The organism is Staphylococcus simulans (assembly GCF_003043455.1).
GTDB lineage: Bacteria > Bacillota > Bacilli > Staphylococcales > Staphylococcaceae > Staphylococcus > Staphylococcus simulans_A.
The window spans coordinates 1-397 of record NZ_PZGG01000140.1 but is presented as its reverse complement, the minus strand read 5'-3'; the positions used below and the strand labels follow the sequence as shown (position 1 = coordinate 397).

Genomic DNA, 397 nt, shown 5'->3' with positions numbered 1-397 from the left:
CCTCAAGGGATTATCTGAAGTCTACTTCACTCACCCCTATGCCTCTTGGGAACGAGGGACGAAAGACAATCAGCACAGATTTATTCGCCGGCATATTCCTACAGGTATCCACATCTCAACTGTAATAGCTTCTACCGTCCATAAAATCCAGCAATGGATGAACAGATATCCACGTAAGATACTAAATGGACAGTCAGCAATGGAAGTGTTTTTGAAGGAGCTAATCAAGGAGAACATACTGAGTGAATCCCTAGGATTCTATATGAACTAGATTTGTCAGGGTGGCTAACTTGTAATTGCAATTTAGAATCATTATTTTTATTATTATTCATGCAATAAATTTATATATATTTTATTATTTTTTCACCTTTCTTGAACTCTACTATATGATTTACGT

1 protein-coding gene is annotated in these 397 nt (G+C 36.0%); it reads left to right on the top strand.

From position 1 onward, the window contains the following. The coding region (locus BU038_RS12585) for an IS30 family transposase (protein WP_206749395.1) at window positions 1-271 on the top strand (271 nt) is incomplete at its 5' end. Between the last annotated feature and the right edge of the window lie 126 nt (window positions 272-397).